This window comes from Isoptericola halotolerans, assembly GCF_013149785.1.
In the GTDB taxonomy this organism is placed as follows: domain Bacteria; phylum Actinomycetota; class Actinomycetes; order Actinomycetales; family Cellulomonadaceae; genus Isoptericola; species Isoptericola halotolerans.
The window spans coordinates 1599031-1613878 of record NZ_JABEZU010000001.1 but is presented as its reverse complement, the minus strand read 5'-3'; the positions used below and the strand labels follow the sequence as shown (position 1 = coordinate 1613878).

General features: G+C 73.7%; 14 protein-coding genes. 6 read left to right on the top strand and 8 right to left on the bottom strand.

The window, feature by feature from the left end; translation table 11 throughout:
• Window positions 1-21 precede the first annotated feature (21 nt).
• The 4 genes from HDG69_RS07630 to HDG69_RS07615 all read left to right on the top strand — a co-directional run bounded on the left by HDG69_RS07630 (window position 22) and on the right by HDG69_RS07615 (window position 3331).
• Window positions 22-1473, top strand: coding sequence for a catalase (locus HDG69_RS07630; RefSeq protein ID WP_171783067.1), 1452 nt, complete (start codon window positions 22-24; stop codon window positions 1471-1473).
• 163 nt (window positions 1474-1636) lie between these two features.
• On the top strand, window positions 1637-1999 hold the full coding sequence (locus HDG69_RS07625) for a DUF1844 domain-containing protein (protein ID WP_171783066.1): 363 nt from the start codon (window positions 1637-1639) through the stop codon (window positions 1997-1999).
• A gap of 121 nt (window positions 2000-2120) precedes the next feature.
• Complete coding sequence (locus tag HDG69_RS07620; protein WP_171783065.1) at window positions 2121-2600, top strand: hypothetical protein; 480 nt, start codon at window positions 2121-2123, stop codon at window positions 2598-2600.
• The gene (locus HDG69_RS07615) at window positions 2597-3331 is read left to right on the top strand and encodes a trypsin-like peptidase domain-containing protein (protein WP_343036311.1); all 735 of its coding nucleotides are present in this window, start codon (window positions 2597-2599) and stop codon (window positions 3329-3331) included. Before HDG69_RS07620 ends, HDG69_RS07615 begins: the two co-directional genes overlap by 4 nt.
• 19 nt (window positions 3332-3350) lie before the next feature.
• Here HDG69_RS07615 and HDG69_RS07610 read toward each other — a convergent pair whose 3' ends face one another.
• From HDG69_RS07610 to HDG69_RS07580, 7 genes are all read right to left on the bottom strand, one after another.
• Complete coding sequence (locus HDG69_RS07610; RefSeq protein WP_171783064.1) at window positions 3351-4088, bottom strand: SseB family protein; 738 nt, start codon at window positions 4086-4088, stop codon at window positions 3351-3353.
• Window positions 4085-4816: a bifunctional 1-(5-phosphoribosyl)-5-((5-phosphoribosylamino)methylideneamino)imidazole-4-carboxamide isomerase/phosphoribosylanthranilate isomerase PriA gene (priA, locus tag HDG69_RS07605; protein ID WP_171783063.1), complete on the bottom strand. Its 732-nt coding sequence runs from the start codon at window positions 4814-4816 to the stop codon at window positions 4085-4087. Before priA ends, HDG69_RS07610 begins: the two co-directional genes overlap by 4 nt.
• 44 nt (window positions 4817-4860) lie before the next feature.
• Window positions 4861-5601 (bottom strand): imidazole glycerol phosphate synthase subunit HisH, encoded by a 741-nt coding sequence (gene hisH, locus HDG69_RS07600; protein WP_171783062.1) that lies wholly within the window; start codon window positions 5599-5601, stop codon window positions 4861-4863.
• The gene (locus tag HDG69_RS07595) at window positions 5598-6122 is read right to left on the bottom strand and encodes a hypothetical protein (RefSeq protein WP_171783061.1); all 525 of its coding nucleotides are present in this window, start codon (window positions 6120-6122) and stop codon (window positions 5598-5600) included. The genes hisH and HDG69_RS07595 overlap by 4 nt, the downstream gene beginning before the upstream one ends.
• A 1-nt stretch (window position 6123) precedes the next feature.
• Entirely contained in the window at window positions 6124-6726 is a 603-nt protein-coding gene (gene hisB / locus HDG69_RS07590) for an imidazoleglycerol-phosphate dehydratase HisB (protein ID WP_171783060.1), read from the bottom strand.
• A complete protein-coding gene (locus HDG69_RS07585) occupies window positions 6726-7850 on the bottom strand; it encodes a histidinol-phosphate transaminase (RefSeq protein WP_171783059.1) in 1125 nt (374 codons plus the stop codon). The genes hisB and HDG69_RS07585 overlap by 1 nt, the downstream gene beginning before the upstream one ends.
• Before the next feature lie 136 nt (window positions 7851-7986).
• Window positions 7987-8454, bottom strand: coding sequence for a QcrA and Rieske domain-containing protein (locus HDG69_RS07580; protein ID WP_171783058.1), 468 nt, complete (start codon window positions 8452-8454; stop codon window positions 7987-7989).
• Window positions 8455-8504: 50 nt separating this feature from the next.
• On the opposite strand from HDG69_RS07580, the gene HDG69_RS07575 reads away from it, so the two are divergent.
• Both HDG69_RS07575 and HDG69_RS07570 read left to right on the top strand, forming a co-directional pair.
• On the top strand, window positions 8505-8918 hold the full coding sequence (locus HDG69_RS07575) for a hypothetical protein (RefSeq protein ID WP_171783057.1): 414 nt from the start codon (window positions 8505-8507) through the stop codon (window positions 8916-8918).
• Window positions 8919-9153: 235 nt separating this feature from the next.
• Window positions 9154-11433 (top strand): RecQ family ATP-dependent DNA helicase, encoded by a 2280-nt coding sequence (locus tag HDG69_RS07570; RefSeq protein ID WP_171783240.1) that lies wholly within the window; start codon window positions 9154-9156, stop codon window positions 11431-11433.
• Between the two features lie 41 nt (window positions 11434-11474).
• On the opposite strand, the gene HDG69_RS07565 is transcribed toward HDG69_RS07570, so the two are convergent.
• A complete protein-coding gene (locus tag HDG69_RS07565; protein WP_171783056.1) occupies window positions 11475-14783 on the bottom strand; it encodes an SNF2-related protein in 3309 nt (1102 codons plus the stop codon).
• Between the last annotated feature and the right edge of the window lie 65 nt (window positions 14784-14848).

Sequence of the window (14848 nt, the reverse complement as noted above, 5' to 3'; positions counted from 1 at the left end):
AGTCCCCGAGAAAGGACGTCCATGACGACCCCGTTCACGACGACGCAGACCGGCACGCCGGTCACCAGCGACCAGTACTCCCTCACCGTCGGCCCCGACGGCCCCACCGTCCTGCACGACCGGTACCTGGTCGAGAAGCTCGCCTCCTTCAACCGCGAGCGCGTCCCGGAGCGCAACCCCCACGCCAAGGGCGGCGGCGCCTTCGGCGAGTTCGAGGTGACCGAGGACGTCTCGCGGTACACCTCCGCCGCGGTCTTCCAGCCGGGGGCCAAGGCCGAGACCGTCCTGCGCTTCTCCTCCGTCGCCGGTGAGCAGGGTTCGCCCGACACCTGGCGCGACGTGCGCGGCTTCGCCCTGCGCTTCTACACGACCGAGGGCAACCTCGACGTCGTGGGCAACAACACGCCGGTCTTCTTCCTGCGCGACGCGATGAAGTTCCCCGACTTCATCCACTCGCAGAAGAGGCTCGGTGCCTCCGGCCTGCGCGACGCCGACATGCAGTGGGACTTCTGGACCCTCTCCCCGGAGTCGGCCCACCAGGTGACCTACCTCATGGGCGACCGCGGGCTGTCGAAGTCCTGGCGTCACCTCAACGGCTACGGCTCGCACACCTACCAGTGGATCAACGCCGCCGGCGAGCGGTTCTGGGTGCAGTACCACTTCATCTCCCAGCAGGGCGTGGAGCACATGTCGCCCGCCGACGCCGAGCGCATCGCCGGCGAGGACGCCGACTACTACCGCCGCGACCTGTACGAGGCGATCGAGCGGGGCGAGCACCCCTCGTGGGACGTCAAGGTCCAGGTCATGCCGTACGAGGACGCCAAGACCTACCGGTTCAACCCGTTCGACATGACCAAGGTCTGGCCGCACGCGGACTACCCCCTGATCAAGGTCGGGACGTTCACGCTCAACCGCAACCCGCGCAACTTCTTCGCGGAGATCGAGCAGGCCGCGTTCTCCCCCGGCAACCAGGTGCCCGGCACGGACATCTCCCCGGACAAGATGCTCATGGCCCGCGTGTTCGCGTACAACGACGCGCACCGCCACCGCATCGGCGCGAACTTCAACCAGCTGCCGGTGAACCAGCCGCACGCCGCCCCGGTGAGCAACTACATGCACCAGGGCCCGATGGCTTACCACTTCAACGGCCCCGAGCACCCCGTCTACACGCCGAACTCGTTCGGTGGGCCGGCCGCGGACCCGGCGCTCGCCTCCGAGGGCAGCTGGGAGACCGACGGCGAGCTGCTGCGCTCCGCCTACACCCTGCACTCCGAGGACGACGACTTCGGCCAGGCCGGCACGCTCTACCGCGAGGTCTTCGACGACGCCGCCAGGGCGCGCTTCCTGGAGACCCTGACCGGCCAGGGCCGGGCCATCACGATCGCCGAGATCCGTGAGCGGTTCTTCCAGTACTGGACCAACGTCGACGCCGAGCTGGGCGCCAAGCTCCGCACCGAGGTCGCCGCCGCCTGACCGGAGCGGAACCGCGGCCTCAGGCGGCCACCAGCGCCGCCTGAGGCAGACGTCCCGTGACACCGGCCCCCGCCGGTGCGAACCCCCCACCCGAGGCCGGGCCCGCCGTGCGCGGGCCCGGCCTCGGGCATCTGTCCGCCGCAGAGGTGCCAAGATGGACCCCATGAGCCACACCACCGAGCCCGGCGCAGCACCCGACGCCGGCGCAGCGACCCGGGACATCGCCGACGTCGCGGCCGTCGAGGTCATCACCACCGCCGCCGTGCACCTCATGAGTGCCGCGGCCGTCAAGTGCGGCCTCGCGGAGGAGGACTCCGCCGAGCACCTCGACCTCGACGAGGCGCGCAAGCTCATCACGGCGCTCGCCGCGCTCGTGACCGCTGCCGCCCCGGACATCGGCAACCAGCACGCCCGCTCCCTGCGGGACGGCCTCAGGTCGCTCCAGCTCGCCTTCCGGGAGGCCTCGGTGATCCCCGACGAGCCCGGCGAGGGCCCCGGCGAGAAGTACACGGGCTCCGTCGTCTGACATGGCGCAGTCCTCGGCACCGTGGGAACCTGCGCCGACCTCGAGGCAGGCCGTCCCCGGGCCGCCACCCCCGGGGCGGCCGGGCCGTCGCCGCGGTCGGGCCGCACGTGTCACGGCCGTCGTGCTGGCCCTCCTGCTCCTCGGGGCCATCGCCGTCGCCGGCTATCTCTGGCAGGCCACGACGGCCTGGGAGGAGCACGCCGCCCGGTGGGAGAGCGACGCGCACGCGTACGCCGAAGAGGTGGCGGTGCTCCGGTCGGAGCTCGACGGGGTCACGGCCGAGCTGGTCGCCGCCCGCGAGCAGCTCGACACGGCCACCGCCCGGATCACCGACCTGGCCGACGAGAAGGCCCAGCTCGGTGACGAGAACGTCGCCAGCCAGCAGTACCTCGACTACCAGCGCAGGGTCAGCGAGGCGGCCGGCGTCGTGGCGACCGCCCTCGGGCAGTGCACCGCCGCGCAGTCGCAGCTCATCGGCTACCTCGAGGACCGCGACTCGTACGACCCCGACGACCTCGAACGGTTCGCCTCCGATGTCGAAGGGCTGTGCGACGAGGCGAACGACGCGAACACCCAGCTGCAGCAGGAGCTGGCGCAGTGAGGTCTGCCGGGTGGCGGCAGGCGGTCGCCGCGACCGCCGCAGGGCTCCTGCTGGGTGGGTGCGCCGCGCTGCCCGAGATGCCGCCCGCCGTGCCGGAAGACATCGTCCCCACCCTCGCGGCGCCGTCGCTGTCCGCCGAGGGCTCCGACCAGCTCTCCCCTGACGGCTTCGACGCGGTGCAACGCATGGCGGTACGCATCCGCAACGTCGGCTGCGACGCGCTGTCGACCGGTTCCGGGTTCGCCGTCGACGAGCACACGCTCATCACGAACCGGCACGTCGTCGCCGACTCGTCCGCGCTGCAGGTGAGCACGTACGACGGTCGGGACCTCGACGTCTCGGCAGCGAGCACGGCCGCGTTGGCCGACCTCGCCGTCGTCCGGACCGAGGACCCGCTGCCGTCGTTCCCACGGCTCGCCGACGACGACCCCGAGCAGGGTGACGAGGTCACCGTCGTGGGCTACCCGGCCGGAGGTCGTCTGACCGTCACCGCGGGGAGCGTCATCGGCACCACGACCGACCCCCTGCACGAGAACCTCGGCGAGGTGCTCGTCACGGACGCCCCGGTCGAACCCGGGTCCTCGGGCTCTGCCGCTCTCGACGAGGCCGGCGACGTCATCGGCGTCGTCTACGCCAAGACCACCGACGGCCGGTCGTTGCTGGTGCCGCAGTCCACGCTGCGCGGGATGCTCGACGACGCCTCGGCCTTCACCACGCTCGAACCCTGCTGAGGACCCTCGCGGGCGTCCGTCAGCGGGCCGCGCCGATCCGGAGCTCGAGGGAGTCCACCCGGTCGGCGACGACCTTCGCCGCAGCGAGGCGGGCGTTGACCTGGCCGAGGACCACGTCCAGCCCGGCACGGTCCAGACCAGGATCGATCGCCAGCACGACAGCCACCTCGGCCTGGCGACCGGGTTCGGCGGACGCCCGCACGACGTGCTGGACCGGCGCGGCGGCGTCGCCGATGGCGCGGGCCACCTCGGCGTCGACCTCCATCCCGTCGTCCGTCGCCACGAGCGCCGGGCGCCACTCGACCCCTTGCGCCAGCGCCCACACCGCCGGGCGTGGCACGAGCGCCGTCACGGGCCCGGCAGGGTCGACGACGAGCAGCGACCACTTCTCGTTCACCGCGGACAACGCGGCCCGGGCTGCCTCGACAGGGACCGGGCGGGCGTCGGCACGCCAGGCCTGCATCGCCGCCACCGACGTGAAGACCGGCAGGGCGCGGCGGCCGTCGGCGGACTCCAGCGCGACGACGCCGGAGGAGGCCTCCTTGTCGACGGTGTGCTCGACACCGTCGTGCGAGACGGTGCCGGTGGCCTCGAGCTCGGCGAGCACCGGCACCAGCACGCGCGTCTCGGCCAGGCGGGCCACGACGTCCCGCAGGGGGGTGGTGCCCGCCTGCAGGCCCTCGAGGCGTCGGGCGAGCTCCGGGTCGGCCGAGCCGTCGTCGCCGGCGAACTGGCTGGTCGGCTGGATGGACCTCATGGGCGACCCGCGACGTCGAGCGCCTCGGGCAGGGTGAACGCGCCCGCGTACAGCGCCTTGCCCACCACAGCGCCCTCGACGCCGTCGCCGGTGAGCCCGCGCAGCACCTCGAGGTCCGCCAGCGACGAGATGCCCCCGGAGGCCACCACCTTGGCGGGGGTGCGTGCGGCGACCTCGCGCAGCAGCTCGACGTTCGGCCCCCGCAGCGTGCCGTCCTTGGTGACGTCGGTGACGACGTAGCGGGCGCACCCGGCGTCGTCGAGACGGGCGAGGACCTCCCACAGGTCGCCGCCCTCCTGCGTCCAGCCGCGAGCGGCGAGGGTGGTCCCCCGCACGTCCAGGCCCACGGCGACCTTGTCCCCGTGCTCGGCGATGACACGGGCGGTCCACTCCGGGTCCTCGAGCGCGGCCGTGCCGATGTTGACCCGCCGGGCACCCGTGGCGAGCGCACGCTCCAGCGAGGCGTCGTCCCGGATGCCGCCGGAGAGCTCGACCTGCACGTCGACCTCCGCCACGACGCTCGCGAGGAGCTCGGCGTTCGAGCCGCGACCGAACGCGGCGTCGAGGTCCACCAGGTGGATCCACTCGGCACCTCCGGCCTGCCAGTCGAGCGCGGCGGCGCGCGGGTCGCCGTACGAGGTCTCCGATCCGGCCTCGCCCTGGACGAGGCGGACGGCCTGGCCGTCGGCGACGTCGACGGCGGGCAGCAGCACGAGTCGTTCGGTCATGCGTCAGGTCTCCAGTCGTGTGGCGGGGTGGGTGCGGGGTCGCCTCAGAGCGACCGCACCCAGTTCTCGAGCAGGGTGGCGCCGGCGTCGCCGGACTTCTCGGGGTGGAACTGCGTGGCGGACAGCGGGCCGTCCTCGACGGCCGCGACGAACCGAGCCGCTGAACCTTCCGGGCCGTGCGACGCCCAGGTGACGCGTGGCGGCGTGTACCGCGGGTCCGCCGCGTCGTCGTGGCCCTGGGTGAAGGTCTGCGCGGCGTAGGAGTGCACGAAGTAGAAGCGCTCGTGCTCGACGCCCCGGAAGAGCGTGGAGCCTTCCGCGGGCTCGACGGCGGACCAGCCCATGTGGGGGACCACCGGCGCCTCGAGCCGGTCGACGACGCCGGCCCACTCGCCCAGCCCGTCGGCCCGGACCCCGTGCTCGACGCCCGCGCCGAACATCACCTGCATGCCGACGCAGACGCCCAGGACCGGCCGCCCCCCGGCGAGGCGACGGTCGACGACCTGGTCACCGCCGACGGCACGCAGTCCTTCCATGCACGCGGCGAACGCGCCCACCCCGGGCACCACGAGCCCGTCGGTCTCGATCGCGGTGCGTCGGTCCGCCGTGAGCTCGACGTCGGCACCGACCCGCTCCAGGGCGCGGACCGCGGAGCGCACGTTCCCGAAGCCGTAGTCGAGCACCACGACCCTCGGACGGCCGCCCGCTGCGGGCCGTGCGGAGGGGCGTGCGTTGAGCTCGGCCGCGGCGCCGCCGTCGGGCAGCAGGTCGGGCGCTTCCGTCATCCCTTCTTCCTCCGTGCCTTGCGGGAGACCTGGGACAGCATCCGCACGGCCTTCAGGCGTCCGATGCCCGACGAGGGCACGACACCGGGCAGGTCGTCGAGCGTCACGTGACCGGTCAGCAGGTCCTCGAGGGCGTCGGGGGCCCCGCCGAGCACGAGGCCGGCCGGCAGCTCACCGTCCTCGACGCCGTCGGCGAAGCGGCGGCAGGTGAGCTGTTCGCCGTGGCGTGTGACGAGGATCAGGGGCACACCGGTGACCAGCTGGGAGATCGTCTCCGCGGCGCGGCGGGGCGCGTCGTCCGCGCGGTCACGCAGCACCGCGAGCGCCCCGACGGGCGTCGGGACGGCGTCGACCTCCACGTCGGCGAGCACGCAGGCGGCGGCCAGCGGCTCGGCCGCCGCCACCTGGGTGATGAGCACCGCGATGTCCGGGTCCTGCGACCCGCTCAGCCCGGACAGGTCGTCCGGGATCTCGAGGTCGTCGGGGACCTCGGGCAGGTCGGGTTCAGGGTGGATGGGCACGCTACAGCGCTCCCTTGGTCGACGGGATGCCGTCGACGCGGGGGTCCCGCGCGACGGCGGCCCGCAGCGCGCGGGCCAGGGCCTTGAACTGCGCCTCGACGATGTGGTGCGGGTCACGGCCGGCCAGGACCCGCACGTGGAGGCAGATGTTCGCGTGGTGGGCGATCGACTCGAGCACGTGCCGGGTGAGCGACCCGGTGAAGTGCCCGCCGATGAGGTGGTACTCCTGGCCCGCGGGCTCGCCGGAGTGGACGAGGTACGGGCGGCCCGAGACGTCGACGACGGCCTGGGCGAGCGCCTCGTCGAGCGGCACCAGCGCGTCGCCGAAGCGGGAGATGCCGCGCTTGTCCCCGAGCGCCTGCTCGAGCGCCTCGCCGAGCACGATGGCGGTGTCCTCGACGGTGTGGTGGGCGTCGATGTGGGTGTCGCCCGTCGCCCTGACGGTGAGGTCGATGAGGGAGTGCTTGCCGAGGGCGGTGAGCATGTGGTCGAAGAAGGGCACGGTGGTCGAGACGTCGGTGCGCCCGCTGCCGTCGAGGTTCACCTCGACGACCACGTTCGACTCGCTCGTGGCGCGCTCCACGCGCGCGGTGCGGTCTTCCATCACTTCTCTCCGATCACGTCGGTCAACGCGTCCTTGAACGCCTGGGTCTCCCCCGGTGTCCCCACCGAGACCCGCAACCAGCCCTCCGGGCCGGTCTCGCGGATGAGCACACCGCGGTCGAGCAGCCCCTGCCAGACGGCGTGCCGGTCGTCGAAGGTGCCGAACAGCACGAAGTTGGCGTCGCTGTCGGCCACCTGCAGCGGCCGGCCGTCGACACGCTGCGCGCGCAACCATCCCACGAGGTCGTCCCGCCCCGCACGCAGGTCCGCCACCTGGGCGAGCAGCGAGTCCCGGTGCGAGAGCGCCGCACGCGCCGTCGCCTGGGTGACGGCGGACAGGTGGTACGGCAGCCGCACCACCCGCAGCGCGTCCACGAGCTCCGTGGAGGCGGCGAGGTAGCCCAGGCGCAGCCCGGCGGCGGCGAACGCCTTGGACATGGTGCGCGTCACAGCCAGGTGCGGGTAGCGGTCGAGCAGCTCCAGGGCCGACGGGGTGCCCGCGCGCCGGAACTCGGCGTAGGCCTCGTCGACGACGACGACGGCGGGGATCCGCGCCGCCGCGTCCAGCACCGCCCGGATCGTGGTGAGGTCCAGGGCCGTGCCGGTGGGGTTGTTCGGGCTGGCCAGGAGGATCACCGACGGCCGCTCCGTCTCGACGAGCCCGACCGCCTCGGCGGTGTCGATCGTGAAGTCCTCGGCGCGGCGGCCGGTCACCCAGCGGGTGTGCGTGTCGCGCGCGTACTCGGGGTACATCGAGTACGTCGGCGCGAACGACACGGCCGTGCGGCCGGGCCCGCCGAACGCCTGCAGCAGGTGCAGCATGACCTCGTTCGACCCGTTGGCCGCCCACAGCTGCGACCGGTGGAGGTGGACCCCCGACTCCACGGCCAGGTACTGCGCGAGGTCGTCGCGCAGCGCGTCGAAGTCGCGGTCGGGGTACCGGTTGAGCCCGCGCGCGGCGTGCGCGACGTGCTCGGCGATGGTCGCCACGACGTCGTCGGACGGCGCGTAGGGGTTCTCGTTGACGTTGAGCCGGACGGGCACGTCGAGCTGCGGTGCACCGTAGGGCACCTCGTCGGCGAGCTCGGGGCGCAGCGGCAGGGCCGGAGCGTCGGGGGTGGTCACCGCACCAGTCTACGAACCCTTCGGGCCTGCCTCGTCGCGGGTACCGCGACACCGCGATCCACGAGGCGCCGGCGCGGGTCGTGCCGCCGACGACGGCGCAGGTCACGGAGCTGCCGAGCGGCCGACGGCCGGACGGTCAGGCCACGACGACCTCGCCGTCGACGATCTCGGCCGCGATCTCACCGAGGGGTTCGGGGGCGGGTCCGGAGACGACCGCGGCGTCGGTCAGCGTGAAGACCGACCGGTGGCAGGGACACTCGAGCTCGCCGTCACCCGGGGTGACCGTGCAGCCCTGGTGCGTGCAGACCGCGCTGAAGACGTGGACCTCGCCCTCGACGGGCTGGGTGACCAGCACGGCCACGCCGGCGACCTCGGCGCTCACCGCGCCGCCGACCGGGACGTCCGACAGGGCCACCACGAACTCGCCCGCCCCGGAGCCGGAGGCCTCGCTGACCGATGCCGCCGGGTCGGCCCCCTCGGCGCAGGCTGCCAGGACCCCCGCACCGGCGACGGTCCCGGCGGCCACGCCGGCGCGGCGCAGCAGCTGTCGGCGGGAACAGCCTCGTGCGGTCGACGCCTCAGGAGTGCGGATCGTCTCGGTCATGGAGCTCCTCGGTGGTGACGCAGGGTGAACTCGGTGGCAGCATGTCCATCATGGACGCACCCACACCGAAGGTGCCAGCGGCACACGGGCGACCCGCCGTCGCCCCCTCGTGGGTGTGGCGGTCCCTGGCTGCGGCCGGGGTGGTCGTCTCGGCGCTGGTGCACCTGGTGCTGTGGACCCGCGGCTACGACGACATCCCGCTGGTGGGGCCGCTGTTCCTCGTCAACGCGATCAGCGGCGTCGTCCTGGCGGTGCTGCTCCTGACCTGGCGGCACTGGCTCCCGCTGGTGGGCGGCATCATCTTCGGGGCCGCCACGCTGCTCGCCTTCGTCGCCTCGGCCACCTCGGACCTGCTGGGGATCACGACGCAGGTCGTGGGCACCACCGAGCTCGTCGCCGCGGCCGCAGAGCTCGTCGCCGTCGTCGCGTCCACCATCGCGCTGGTCCGCGAGCAGGCCCGCTGACCCCTGTGGAGACAGCCCGCGGCATGTCGCCGGTTCCCCCTACGATCACAGGGTGACCTCCTCGGACGACCCGTACGCCGACCTCGTGCCCACCTGGACCGACGACGACGTCCCACCACCCGACGACGCTCCCCCGCCCGACGACGTCCCACCACCCCACGACGCTCCTCCACCGGCCCCTGACATGCCCGCCCCGACCGCGCACGACGACGCGGCCAAGCGCGCCAAGCTCGCCATGCTGCGCGGTCTGATGGACACCGCGGGAGGTGCCGGGGGCACGCTGCGCGAGCAGGCGACCGAGTCCCTGCGGGCGCTCGTCGGGCGCGACGACGCCGAGCTGCGTGACGACCAGTGGAGCGCCATCGAGGCACTGGTGGCTTTCCACCGCCGAGCCCTGGTGGTGCAGCGCACCGGGTGGGGCAAGTCGGCCGTGTACTTCGTCGCCACCAGCCTGCTGCGGGCCCGGGGTGCCGGGCCGACGGTGATCGTCTCGCCGCTGCTGGCACTGATGCGCGACCAGATCGCCGCCGCCGCGCGCGCCGGCATCCGCGCGGTGACGATCAACTCCTCGAACGTCACCGAGTGGGACCAGGTGCACGCCGGGATCGCCGCCGGTGAGGTCGACGTGCTGCTGTGCTCGCCCGAGCGCCTCAACAACCCCGCGTTCCGGGACGAGGTGCTCCCCCGGCTGGCGGCCGACGCCGGCCTCGTCGTGATCGACGAGGCCCACTGCATCTCGGACTGGGGCCACGACTTCCGCCCCGACTACCGGCGCATCCGCACCCTGCTCGCAGACCTGCCACCGGGCATCCCGGTGCTCGCCACGACCGCGACGGCGAACGAGCGTGTCACCCGCGACGTCGCCGAACAGCTGGCGGTCAGGACGGGCGGGCACGACGGCGGCGGCGTCGCCGCCGTGGACGGCGCCATGGCCTCCTCGGACGAGGTGCTCGTGCTGCGCGGCGGCCTGGACCGGGAGTCCCTGCACCTGGCGGTGCTCGAGCTCGGCGACCAGCCGACCCGCGTCGCCTGGCTCGTGGAGGCGCTGCAGGAGATCGACGGCTCCGGGATCGTGTACTGCCTCACGGTGTCCGCGGCCGACGAGGTCGCCTCGCAGCTGCGCTCCGCAGGGCTCGCCGTGGCGGCGTACACCGGTCGCACGGACCCGACGCTGCGCGCCCAGCTCGAGGAGGACCTCAAGGAGAACCGCGTCAAGGCCCTGGTCGCGACGTCGGCGCTCGGCATGGGTTTCGACAAGCCCGACCTGTCGTTCGTCGTCCACCTCGGGGCACCGTCGTCGCCCATCGCGTACTACCAGCAGGTCGGACGTGCCGGCCGTGGGGTGGACTCCGCGGTGGTCGTGCTGCTGCCCGGGCACGAGGACAAGGCCATCTGGGAATGGTTCGGCTCCCAGGCCTTTCCCGCCGAGGCGCAGGTGCGCGCCACCCTCGCCGCGCTGGCCGACGAGGGCGGCACCGTCTCGACGGCAGCGCTGGAGACGCGGGTGGACCTGAAGCGTTCCCGCCTGGAGTCGATGCTCAAGGTGCTCGACGTCGACGGTGCCGTCCGACGGGTCAAGGGCGGCTGGGTCGCCACGGGCGTCGAGTGGGTGTACGACGCCGCCCGCTACGAGCGGGTGGCCGAGACCCGGCGCGTCGAGGCGCAGGCCATGCTCGACTACGTGGCGACCGACGGCTGCCGGATGCGCTACCTGCGGGCGCAGCTCGACGACCCCGCCCTCCCGGACGGATGGACGTGCGGGAGGTGCGACAGGTGCGGCGGCGTGCTGCTGCCCCCGCCGCCCTCCTCGGAGTCGGTGGCCGAGGCGCGCTCCGAGATGGACCGTCCCGGAGTGGAGGTCGAGCCCCGCAAGATGTGGCCCTCCGGGCTGGCGACGCTCGGGCTGGACATGAAGGGGAAGATCCCCGAGGCCGAGCGCGCCGAGCCCGGGCGGGCCGTGGCCCGGTTCGACGGCCTGGGATGGTCAGGACCGGTTCGTGAGCTGTTCGCCCCCACGACCCCTGACGGCGAGACCCCGGTCGCCCTGCGCACCGCCGCGGCGCGGGTGCTGGACGACTGGGACGCGATCCGGGTCCCGGACGACACGCAGGACTCGGCGGACCCGGACGGCGACATCAGGCCGGGCGATGCCGGACGACCGCTGCGCATCGAGGGGGTCGTGGCGGTGCGATCGGTGACCCGACCGCAGCTCACCTACCACCTGGCGACCGGCCTCGCGGCGTACCTGGGCGTGCCGATGATCGGTGCGGTGGGTCCGGCGCCGGGCGAGGAGGAACCCGGCCGGCACGACGTGAACTCGGCGATGCGCCTCGCCGGTGTCGCCCGGCGCCTGCGGCTCGAGCTCGGTGAGGCCGCCCTCTCGGGCCTGCCCGGACGCACGATCCTGCTGGTGGACGACTGGACGGAGTCGGGCTGGACGCTCGCGGTCGCGGCACGGCTCCTGCGCCAGGCCGGGGCCGCCGCGGTCCACCCGTTCGTCCTGGGGACGCGCTGACGCGTCGCTCCCGGCCGTGGCGGCTCGGTCCGAGGTCCGCCCTAGGCCTCCAGCAGGCCGCGCACGTCGTCGGCCGCGAGCGCCCCGGCGAACGCCCCGGCGTCGTCGTCCACGACGGCGTCGAAGAGAGCGGCCTTGCGCTGCGCGAGAGCCATGACCTTCTCCTCGATGGTGTCGGCCGCGACCAGCCGGGTGACCACGACGTGACGGGTCTGGCCGATGCGGTGCGTGCGGTCGATCGCCTGGGCCTCCGCTGCCGGGTTCCACCACGGGTCGAGCAGGTAGACGTGGTCGGCCTCGGTGAGGTTGAGACCGAACCCACCCGCCTTGAGGCTGATGAGGAACACCGGCGCCCGCCCCTGCTTGAAGCTCCGGATGACCGCCGGGCGGTCACGGGTGCTCCCGTCGAGGTAGACCGTCGCCACACCCGCTGCGGCGCATCGCTCCTCGACCCGTCGCAGGAACGACGTGAACTGGGAGAAGACGAGCGCGCGGTGGCCCTCGGCCGCGATCTCGACGAGCTGGTCGACGACCACGTCGAGCTTGGCGGACCCCACGCCGGCGTACGCGGGGTCGACCAGCGAGGCGTCGAGGGCGAGCCGGCGCAGGGTCGTCAACGAGCGGAAGATCGCGGCCTTGTTCGCCTCGAAGTCCGTCAGCAGCCCGAGCAGCCGCTGGCGCTCGCGCTGCAGGTGGGTGTCGTAGACGCGCCGGTGGTCCGGCGACAGCGGCACCCTCAGCACCTGTTCCTGCCGCTCCGGCAGCTCGGGCGCCACCTGCTCCTTCGTCCTGCGCAGCATGAGTGCCCGGATGCGCCGCTGGAGACGTGCGAGCGCACGGTTGCCGGCCGCGACGACCGCCGGGTCGTCGTCCTGCGCCGCGGCGTCGACCGGCCGGACGGTCTCGGCCCGGAACCGGTGCAGCGACGGGTACAGGCCCGGGGCCACGATCGCGAGCATCGCCCACAGCTCGGTGAGGTTGTTCTCCATCGGCGTGCCGGTGATCGCGAGCTTGAACGGTGTGTCGAGGCGCCGCGCCATCTGGTTCGCGCGGGTGCGCGGGTTCTTCGCGAACTGGGCCTCGTCGAGGATCAGGCCGGACCACTCCAGGCCGGCGAACGCCTCGAACTCCAACCGGTAGACGGCATAGGAGGTGACCAGCACGTCCACGTCCCGGGCGACGTCGGCGAGGCCGCGGCCGAGCTTCTTCGTCGTCGCGGTCATCGCGACCACGGTGAGTCCCGGGGTGAACCTCGCGGCCTCGTCCACCCAGTTGCCGACCACGGACGCCGGTGCCACCACGACGAACGGAGGTGGGGACGTGACGTCGTGCGTGGCCGCGCTCTCGGCGCGGACGTGCTCGAGGAAGGCCAGCGTCTCGATCGTCTTGCCCAGCCCCATGTCGTCGGCGAGGATCCCGCCGAGCCCGTGCCGCCACAGGAACGTCAGCCACTCGAACGCCTGGTGCTGGTAGGGCCGCAGCGCGGCCCGCAACCCGTCCGGCGCCTCGAGCGGTTCCGGGGTGCGCCGGCCGTCGGCCAGCTCTCGCAGCCCCGACACCGTGCGGTGCCAGCGCTCCGGGACGCGGACGTCGTCGGCGAGGTCCTCGAGCTCGCCCCAGAGCTGGGCGTCGTAGCCGCTGACCCGCAGCCGACCGGGCTTGTCGCTGAGCGCCGTCGCCTCCTCGATGAGCGATCGCAGGCGCCCGAGCGACGGCTGGTTCAGCATCATCCAGGAGCCGTCGACCAGGAGCAGGCGCTTGCGTCCCTGGGACAGCGCGGTGAAGAGTCGGGTGAACGGGATCTCCCTGCCGCCGACGGTCACCGACACACCGAGGTCGAGCCAGTCCGAGCCGCCGGACGGCGCCCCGTCGACCACCACCCGGGCCGGGCCGTCGAGGTGGTGGTAGTCGGGCGCCGGGTCGCCGTCGAGGACGACCCCGGCCGCGGCGAGCGCGGGCAGCACGTCGTGCGCGAGGTCGAGGGCGTCGAGCCCGGTGAACCGGTGGTGGGCCTCGGGCTCGAACCGTTCGAAGCCCACCACGCCGCGGACGGCGGAGGTGGCCTTGGCGCGGATCTCGGACTCCGCCTCGGGGTCTCGCGCCGGGTCGAGCCGGGCACCGTCGAGCGGGACGGTCCACGGACCCCCGTCACCCCGCGGGTAGTGCCAGCCCCAGGTCAGCTCGGCCTGCTCGGGCGAGGCGAACCGGGTCGTGGCGACGAGCCGGGGGCGAGGGTTCTCGGGCAGCTCGACGCTGCCGTCCGGGACCACGCGGACGGTCCGCCGCAGCGCCGGCAGGTGCTCGGCGAAGAGCTCGTCGACGTCTGACGCCGGCACCTCCGTGGGGCCGAGGGTGACGAGCTCACGCACCCCGTCGCCGAGCCGACGCGGTGCCGGGCCGAGGCGGAGCGTCGTGCGGCCGGACCCGGGCTCGGCGGCGAACAGGCCGGTGTCCCCGACCACGCCGAGCTGCGCGGCGCTCCCGACGTCGACGCCGTCGAGGGAGACCACGGGCGCCAGCCGGACCCCCGTGTCCGAGGCCGAGACCTCGAGCCGTACCGTCGCGGCCCCCGCCAGGACGACCTCGTCCTGGTGGCCGTGCCCGACGAGAGGGATGCGCAGCTCCGCGGCCTCGGCCAGCAACGGCCAGAGACCTCGGCCTCCCGTCGCCAGCGGCCGCCAGGCCTCCCGCGGCCGGGACGTGCCGTCCTGCAGCGCGGCGCCGAGGTCGGCGAACCATCGCCGCACCGGCGGCGTCGGCGTCGCCCTGACGTCGGCGAACGCGTAGAGGCCACGGGCGAGGGCGTCCCAGCTCGCCTCGGGCGCCGTCTTCCACCCCCCGTTGCGGGCGGGGACCACCGGTCGCACCGACAGGCCGGGGTCGGCGTCGCCGAACGCCCCGTCCAGGCGGAAGCGGAGCGCGACGGGCAGGGCCGCGCCCGACGGTGGCGCCGCCGTCGGGGTCGAGCGTCCGGTCACCGCGGCGAGCCGGCTGCGCCACCCCGTGTCGTCCGGTGCCGGTGCCCGCGGCCCGGCCACGCCGTGCGGTCCGACGTGCAGGAGCGTGGCGGCGACGTGCTTGCAGTCGACGCCCACCGGGCACGAGCAGGAGGAGTCCACGAACGCGTACCGTCCCGCGGCGTCGAGGTCGAACCACACCCGACAGGCGTACGGCCGCGGGCCGCTGCCCCCCACCTGGGACGTCAGGACCAGCGTCTCGGCCTCCCACCGCCAGGAGACGACGGCTCCCGCGCGCTGATATCCCTGTGCCCGACGGAACGTCGTGGTGCCGACGATCCCGCCGACGACGAGCGGGTCGATGCGGGGTGGCGCGGAGGACGGCGGGGGCACGTGCCCATGCTCGCACCCCGCGCTGACAGCGGACCCACGAGGCGGCGCGCTTGGCACAGTATTTC

Excerpts from the sequence above, each read along its gene's own strand:
- HDG69_RS07630 (WP_171783067.1), top strand. The coding sequence starts at position 22 with ATGACGACCCCGTTCACGACGACGCAGACCGGCACGCCGGTCACCAGC.
- HDG69_RS07625 (WP_171783066.1), top strand. The coding sequence starts at position 1,637 with ATGAGCCACACCACCGAGCCCGGCGCAGCACCCGACGCCGGCGCAGCG.
- HDG69_RS07610 (WP_171783064.1), bottom strand. The coding sequence starts at position 4,088 with ATGAGGTCCATCCAGCCGACCAGCCAGTTCGCCGGCGACGACGGCTCG.
- priA (WP_171783063.1), bottom strand. The coding sequence starts at position 4,816 with ATGACCGAACGACTCGTGCTGCTGCCCGCCGTCGACGTCGCCGACGGC.
- hisH (WP_171783062.1), bottom strand. The coding sequence starts at position 5,601 with ATGACGGAAGCGCCCGACCTGCTGCCCGACGGCGGCGCCGCGGCCGAG.
- hisB (WP_171783060.1), bottom strand. The coding sequence starts at position 6,726 with ATGGAAGACCGCACCGCGCGCGTGGAGCGCGCCACGAGCGAGTCGAAC.
- HDG69_RS07580 (WP_171783058.1), bottom strand. The coding sequence starts at position 8,454 with ATGACCGAGACGATCCGCACTCCTGAGGCGTCGACCGCACGAGGCTGT.
- HDG69_RS07575 (WP_171783057.1), top strand. The coding sequence starts at position 8,505 with ATGGACGCACCCACACCGAAGGTGCCAGCGGCACACGGGCGACCCGCC.
- HDG69_RS07570 (WP_171783240.1), top strand. The coding sequence starts at position 9,154 with ATGCTGCGCGGTCTGATGGACACCGCGGGAGGTGCCGGGGGCACGCTG.